At 44.5% G+C, this 6,187-nt stretch carries 7 protein-coding genes and 1 tRNA gene; 4 read left to right on the top strand and 4 right to left on the bottom strand.

Annotated elements, in window-relative coordinates:
• Positions 1 to 314: 314 nt before the first annotated feature.
• The 3 genes from MLE19_RS22445 (at position 315) to MLE19_RS22435 (ending at position 1,881) form a co-directional block, all read left to right on the top strand.
• Positions 315 to 893: a hypothetical protein gene (locus tag MLE19_RS22445; RefSeq protein WP_240720562.1), complete on the top strand. Its 579-nt coding sequence runs from the start codon at positions 315 to 317 to the stop codon at positions 891 to 893.
• Between the two features lie 120 nt (positions 894 to 1,013).
• Positions 1,014 to 1,592, top strand: a complete 579-nt coding sequence (locus MLE19_RS22440) for a hypothetical protein (protein ID WP_240720561.1) — start codon at positions 1,014 to 1,016, stop codon at positions 1,590 to 1,592.
• Entirely contained in the window at positions 1,579 to 1,881 is a 303-nt protein-coding gene (locus MLE19_RS22435) for a hypothetical protein (protein ID WP_240720560.1), read from the top strand. Before MLE19_RS22440 ends, MLE19_RS22435 begins: the two co-directional genes overlap by 14 nt.
• 322 nt (positions 1,882 to 2,203) lie before the next feature.
• Here MLE19_RS22435 and MLE19_RS22430 read toward each other — a convergent pair whose 3' ends face one another.
• The 3 genes from MLE19_RS22430 to MLE19_RS22420 all read right to left on the bottom strand — a co-directional run bounded on the left by MLE19_RS22430 (position 2,204) and on the right by MLE19_RS22420 (position 5,476).
• Positions 2,204 to 3,634 carry an IS1182 family transposase gene (locus MLE19_RS22430; protein ID WP_240720559.1) on the bottom strand — a complete coding sequence of 477 codons (1,431 nt, stop codon included), beginning with the start codon at positions 3,632 to 3,634 and terminating at the stop codon, positions 2,204 to 2,206.
• Positions 3,635 to 3,780: 146 nt separating this feature from the next.
• The gene (locus MLE19_RS22425) at positions 3,781 to 3,990 is read right to left on the bottom strand and encodes a type II toxin-antitoxin system VapB family antitoxin (RefSeq protein ID WP_240720558.1); all 210 of its coding nucleotides are present in this window, start codon (positions 3,988 to 3,990) and stop codon (positions 3,781 to 3,783) included.
• Between the two features lie 73 nt (positions 3,991 to 4,063).
• Positions 4,064 to 5,476, bottom strand: a complete 1,413-nt coding sequence (locus tag MLE19_RS22420; protein ID WP_240720557.1) for a tyrosine-type recombinase/integrase — start codon at positions 5,474 to 5,476, stop codon at positions 4,064 to 4,066.
• 133 nt (positions 5,477 to 5,609) lie between these two features.
• On the opposite strand from MLE19_RS22420, the gene MLE19_RS22415 reads away from it, so the two are divergent.
• Positions 5,610 to 5,696 (top strand) — tRNA-Ser (locus MLE19_RS22415).
• A gap of 224 nt (positions 5,697 to 5,920) precedes the next feature.
• Here the strand turns inward: MLE19_RS22415 and MLE19_RS22410 are convergent.
• A partial coding sequence (locus MLE19_RS22410) for an META domain-containing protein (RefSeq protein WP_240720556.1) occupies positions 5,921 to 6,187 on the bottom strand: 267 nt, incomplete at its 5' end.

Below are 6,187 nucleotides of genomic sequence, written 5' to 3'. Positions count from 1 at the left end.
GGATGACGCCTAGCCTACCTATCCAGCCCACACACAGCGACGTCCTTTCCATTGCTCCTTCGTCTCCATTCCAAGGGCGCGCATTTTGCAAGTGTTATGTTTAAGCTCATACAGTGGGGTCAATGGAATTTATATGCGCAAACGACCCAAAGTTAACTTCCGCAGTAGGCACGTTTTACGACAGGCAAAGAGTACCGCTAAGTCGATCTTTATTTTTTTATAAATTTTAATGCATTACAGGTAAAAAGTTAGGGTTCTGGTTGCCAGAAAAACACGCATGCGCACTAATAAACTGTTAGGCAGGTCTGGAAATTATGCAGAAGCTTGAAGATACAACATTTAGCGTTCCAAGATTTCTTTCATTTATCGACCTCGGGTATTTGCTAGAGGCTGCTAAAGCTGCTGACGAGCATCTAGCGGCAAAACTCCCGAATTGCTCTGCTGATGATGGGATGAATGTCATTGGCAATTTGAACGCCACAAGACAGAGCTTGCTGCGAGCTATCTTCATTTCATCATACGCAGTAATAGAGCAAAACTTTGATGAACTTGTCCTAATGGAGCGAGAAAAAAGCAACATCTTGCTCTCCCCCCATGACCTGAAAGATCGAGGCATATCAAGGTCTCTGACCTATGCTAAAAAGGTGCTGGGAGGGGGGGTAGATACTAAGGCTGCCCATTGGAAAGATTTAATTTTACTTCAGGAATTAAGAAATCATTTGGTACACTACGGACCAAGCTTCGCAGATACGAAAGATCACGGCACTCGTTTTAATAAGTTCGCTAAATCTAACTACGTTACATTAAGGCCGGTAATTTGCTTTACTATTGAGCAGATTGAAAACGTTTTCGAGCTTTACATGACTTGTGTTGACGACTTTATTGGGAAGTGATGGAAGAAATTTCTAAAGCTCAATGAGCTACGCGCCTTTGGCGCCGGACAGCTTGTACTTCGCTCCGTTCCAGTCGCCGGTTATTGAGGCGTTATATTCTACGAGGATATGTAGGAAAAAATGAATTTTCTTAAAAACCACTGGATCAGAATCGCATACCTATTAATTTCATTGGGTGTTCTTATTGCGTCGTTAAAATTCAAAGACGAAGTTATCGGAAATGATGGTTATCTCAATGAATTTTCGTACTTTGGAGTGGTCGCGACTTTAATAGCGTTGCTGGTGACAGTGTTTGAAGTCTTGCATAGCGTGCACGTTTCTAAAAGTATTCGTGACGAGGCCAGAAATCTTCTTAAGCAGGCTAGGGATGTTAATGGCGCTTCACTTGTAAGCGAATGCCTTGCAGTGCTTGATGAAGTTAATGAACATGTATCTGGCGAGCGTTACGTACTGTCGCTGAAATGCTTTCAACACTTTAGGCGTACTTACCTTAGAGTATCTGGTCCAGAAAGCCGTGTAAATGAGATAAACGGTGTTCTGGGCAATATTGAGCTTAGTTTACAACAAGCGACTCATACGAGTCCTAAAGCGCCGCTGGACAAAAAAAAGAAATCGAAAATTCAAATAGATATTTTAAATATAAAAAGATGCCTTGAAGAAATTAATCCTGCAAAGAGAGATGAGTATGTTCCCTCCTAAGATCAAAGATTTTGTTGTTGAGCTTATTAAAAGAACTGAGAACGGTGAGTTTTCATGGATATATGATGATGATAATTCCAGTGTCCAGTTGCAAACTGATCGTTTTACCGTTTCCTTAAGGTACTCATTCAATGAAATTGAAGAGTATGGTGAATTTGTGTTGTTTTATTTTGATTCGCAAGATCAAAAGGAATATCGGTTTTATACAAACCAGACATGGAATGACTACGATGCGGCCCGTCGCCTTTATGATGTTGCTCAGTCTTCTGGTTTGAGCTTGCCGTTTTGAGCCAATAACATAACACACGCAAGCACAGCGACGGTTTGTACGTAGCGGCTTCGCCTCCACTGCAAAGCCGCGCGTGCTGGCGGCGTTATGTCAGTGGCACCTAAAGGACCGCTTTTGGCCGAGGCTGTGTGAAAACCCAAAATCAGTTGGCGATTACAGTGCTCAGCCGTTTTGCCCTCACTAACAGGCCAGCAAGACAGACCAGAACGCCTTCCTTCGTTATGCCAACATTTGAAGTGAGTCGAGATAAAGCCTAAAAGCGCTTACTAAAGAGCGTTATTGGCTACCACAAGCTTGGCAGAGCTAGGTCCGGACTAAGGACTTATGCCCTCAATGCCTGGATCAAACCCTTGGGGCCGAGGATATTCATGACGCGTTTCATGTTGTAGGCAAGCACATGAAGACTCATTTCCGTGCTGACGTTCTTAAGCCCTTTGGTTAAAAAGTGAGTCGCTCCCATCCACGCTTTTAACGTGCCAAAGGGATGTTCAACCGTTTGACGACGGGTGCGCATTATATCCGGCGTCTGATCTAGACGTGATGTTACCGCCTCCAGTACCTCTTCGTGTTCCCAGCGCCTGATGCGCCGATAGATACCCGTGGTGCACTGCGACTTCATTAAGCAACTCGGACAGGCCGAACTCCAATAACAATGGAGCGTCTGGCCTTTTTCGACGTTCTTGAAGCGCCAAATCAAGCGCTCCCTTGCAGGACAGCGATATTCGTTACGCTCCTTCACGTATTGGAACGCTTCCCTGGGAAACATGCCTTTGGCCTGGTTCGGCGAGGTTTTGGGCTTAGGGAGATACGTCGTAATACCGGCCTCATGACACGCAAGAATTTCATTACCTGTAAAATAACCGCGATCAGCGACGACGTGGAGATCACTGACGCCGCTAGCATCGCGTGCTTGCTTGGCCATCCGATAAAGCTGATGCCGGTCACTGCCGACATTAGTGACTTCATGGGCGACAATCAGATGATGCTGGCTATCGACAGCCGTCTGAATGTTGTAGCCCACGATTCCCGTTCCTCGCGTCGTCATGGAGCGAGCATCTGGGTCCGTCAACGAGATTTGCTGATCAGGGGCCTCGGTCCTTTGAATTTCAATGGATTGCAGTTGCTGAACTTCTTCTGTGAGGGAGGCGATCTTTTCCTTCAATCCTGTCGTCTGCGCTTCTGTGACAACGGGGGAGCCTTGGTCCATTGCGTCGAGTTGGCGTAAATAGCGCTCAATACTCTTATCGATTTCTTCTGCGCGGCGTTTCATTTTGGCCAAGGTAAAGTTGCGGTCTCGATTGTTGACTGCCTTAAATTTGCTGCCATCGATTGCCATGACCGACTGTGAAAAAAGCCCTAGACGCCGACATATAACGACAAAGTCTCGACAGGTGGCTTGGATCGCTTTGCCATTGTGCTTGCGGAAATCGGCAATCGTTTTGAAGTCCGGCGCGAGGCGCTCCGTTAGCCACATGAGTTCAACATTACGCTGTGCCTCACGTTCCAAACGGCGGCTGGATTGTACGCGGTTGAGGTAACCGTAAAGATAGATTTTTAACAGTACAGCGGGGTGATACGCGGGGCGTCCAGTGGCATGAGGATCAATGCCTTTGAAGCCCAGCTGTCTGAGGTCGAGGGCGTCAATGAAAGCTTCAATAGCCCGAACCGGATTGTCTTCAGTAACGAAATCATCCAGAAGCTCAGGAAACAACGTAGCCTGGGACCGGGATTCACCTGCGACGAAACGTTTCATCGGTACCTCCCACGATCAGTCATGGGTAGAGTATAGCGACAGCTACGTTTTCACACAGCCTCGGCCGAAAGCTGCCATGGAAAAACCGTATTGGGGCGCGATGTCGACCCACGTTTCTAAAATAATAAGTATATAAGACAACACTTTCATTCCATTGGAGGTTCCCCACGACATCGTGGAATATCCGACATCGACGGCGCATTACCGCCTACTTTAGCAAGACGGCGCGCTGCTTTTGCCCGCACATAGGTTTGCAACGCAGCTTGAACAATGTCTGATGGTTTATCCAAGCCTGGTTCGGCAAACTCAAATGCCTGTGCATATAAGTCATCATCAACTTCAATAGTGATTTTCATAGTTAATCCACTGAATACTATGGTTATATATAGATGAATATTTATTTGTTACTGGACGCTCGCTTGTCAGCTATTATAAGAAGTCAAACGTATAGATGTCATCCTTGTCGAGGTCTTTCCCATTCAAGATATCATTTAGTGCTTCTTCAAATGCATTAATAGTGTTCCAGTTTTTTGGCATAAAAGCGTAGGGGTTATTTCGATAGTGATCTTCTACAACACCGTTTATTCCATGCGACTGAAGAATGTCAGAATCTAGGTCTGGTATTCCTTTAAATTGCATTATTTGTGCACAGGTCCTTCTTAAATCACGCGGTGTGAATTTCTCAAACTCTTCACCATCCATGACCGATAATGGTGAGTTAATCCACTTATTTACAGCGTCACTTAGGGTGTTAATGTCAATCGGTTTTTTGCCATTTGTAGACCAAGGGTATTTTGAACTGGGGTTGATGGAATGTGCTTCTTGCAATAATTTAATTGCTCTTTCAGTAAGAGGAACTAAATGTATACGAGGTTCAATTTTTCCCTTTCGATGTTCTGTCTTCAACACTCCTCTGCGTAAATCGTAGCTTGTCCACGGCTCTCGCGCTACCTGCATGACCCTTTGTCCACCAGTGGCGGTAAGAAAAAGTAAAAAACGCGTGACAACCGGGCCAACTGATTCGTACTTCAAGAATGAGTGCCAGAAATAATTGAGCTCCTTTGAGTTTAAAGATCTTTTTATGGCTTTTGTCTTGTGGTCTTTGGGTATTGATGAGACCGGGTTGCTGTCTAAGCAATAAATTGACTTTTTCTTGCGCTTAAGTGAGTGTTCATTTTTTAACCCAAACTCAAACGCTGTATGGAGATATGCCCGAACTTTTCCGGACATGCTTTTTGAGTTTCGGTCCCAAATGGGTTGTAATATCTCTATTATATCTTTTGGAGTTATTGAATTTGCTTTTTTGTTCATTATTATTTGGTGATTTTGCTTAAGCTCGTTATTTAAAACCCTTCTCAATTCCTTGATATACTCAATCCCTCTCGTTCCTTCCAGACTATCAATATAGTCTATGAATAGCTCTTCAAAGCTTGCCGTCTTGTTTTCTTCTTCAGCGGCTACTAATACTTCTGAAAAGGCGAGTTCACGTTCACGAATTTCCCGCTCTTCAGCTTCCCTTTGCAACTCTAGATATTTCTTAACATCGCCGTGTTTAACGGCAATCGCTGACAAATCGCGTGCTTTATCGCGAATTTCTTTCAAGGTGAGACCTGATTTTTTGTCAGTGCGTTTGAATATGCCGATTTTAATTTTTGTAGATTTGCCATTCATCCGTACTCTGAAGTAAGCATCAATATCACCAGACTCGCGAGCCTCAAATATAGTGGCACCCGTCCCTCGTCCAGCTTGTGACTCTGTCGCCGTTTTGCCCTTCGGGAGCGCACGAATATCGGCATCTGTGAGTAGTCGTCTTTGAGAATTAGTATTTTTTTCCGTTTTCATTTTGCGTACCGTATGCGTGCCGTTTCTCGTGACACTATATGAGATCCAATGAGAGGAAACGGCATGGCAAATTACAAAATAAACCGAATTTGACACGTAGTATCAGTGGTTTATAATGTGGTACGCAGTTCTAGCTAACATAGTATGTGACTACATAAGTCATTAATTAGGTTGACTTGTAATCAGTAGGTCCCGGGTTCGACTCCTGGTGTCGGCACCACTAAAAAGTGGTTAAAAGCAACATGTTAGAGAATTAGATTAAGCCGTCCTTAGGGGCGGCTTTTTCATATCTATAATACCTACTCAGTATATACGTTATCCACACCCCCTATTTAAGCGTGTCTGTGGATAAAGCGATATTCACTAAGCTCGCTTTCATTATCCTATGCATCAACAGTCAACGAAATTTTATAACCTCAGCAAGTAACGTTGACTGACCAAACTTTAATAAAGGTGCACAGCCTCGAAGTCAGCCCGCGTTTTATTATTGTCACTTGATAATATAAGCGTCGCACCATCCACACTCCAAGCTGTTACTTGCCTAAGGGTCATTAGAAAAGCTCGCTCGATTTCCATTTGGAGCGGCGGGCAAGCCATTTTGGTAGTGGCAAGTTGAGCAAATTCGATGCGCTCGCTTTCGAGGCGGTAGCTGCCGTTCAATGTGTTGCAACCGGTAGAGCCCGCTAATCTTAAAGAATCTAAGTGAAGAAC

The sequence above is a fragment of the Vreelandella neptunia genome, from assembly GCF_022489065.1.
Classification (GTDB): domain Bacteria; phylum Pseudomonadota; class Gammaproteobacteria; order Pseudomonadales; family Halomonadaceae; genus Vreelandella; species Vreelandella neptunia_A.
The sequence above is the reverse complement of the archived record's forward strand: the minus strand, read 5'-3'. Positions and strand labels throughout refer to the sequence as shown.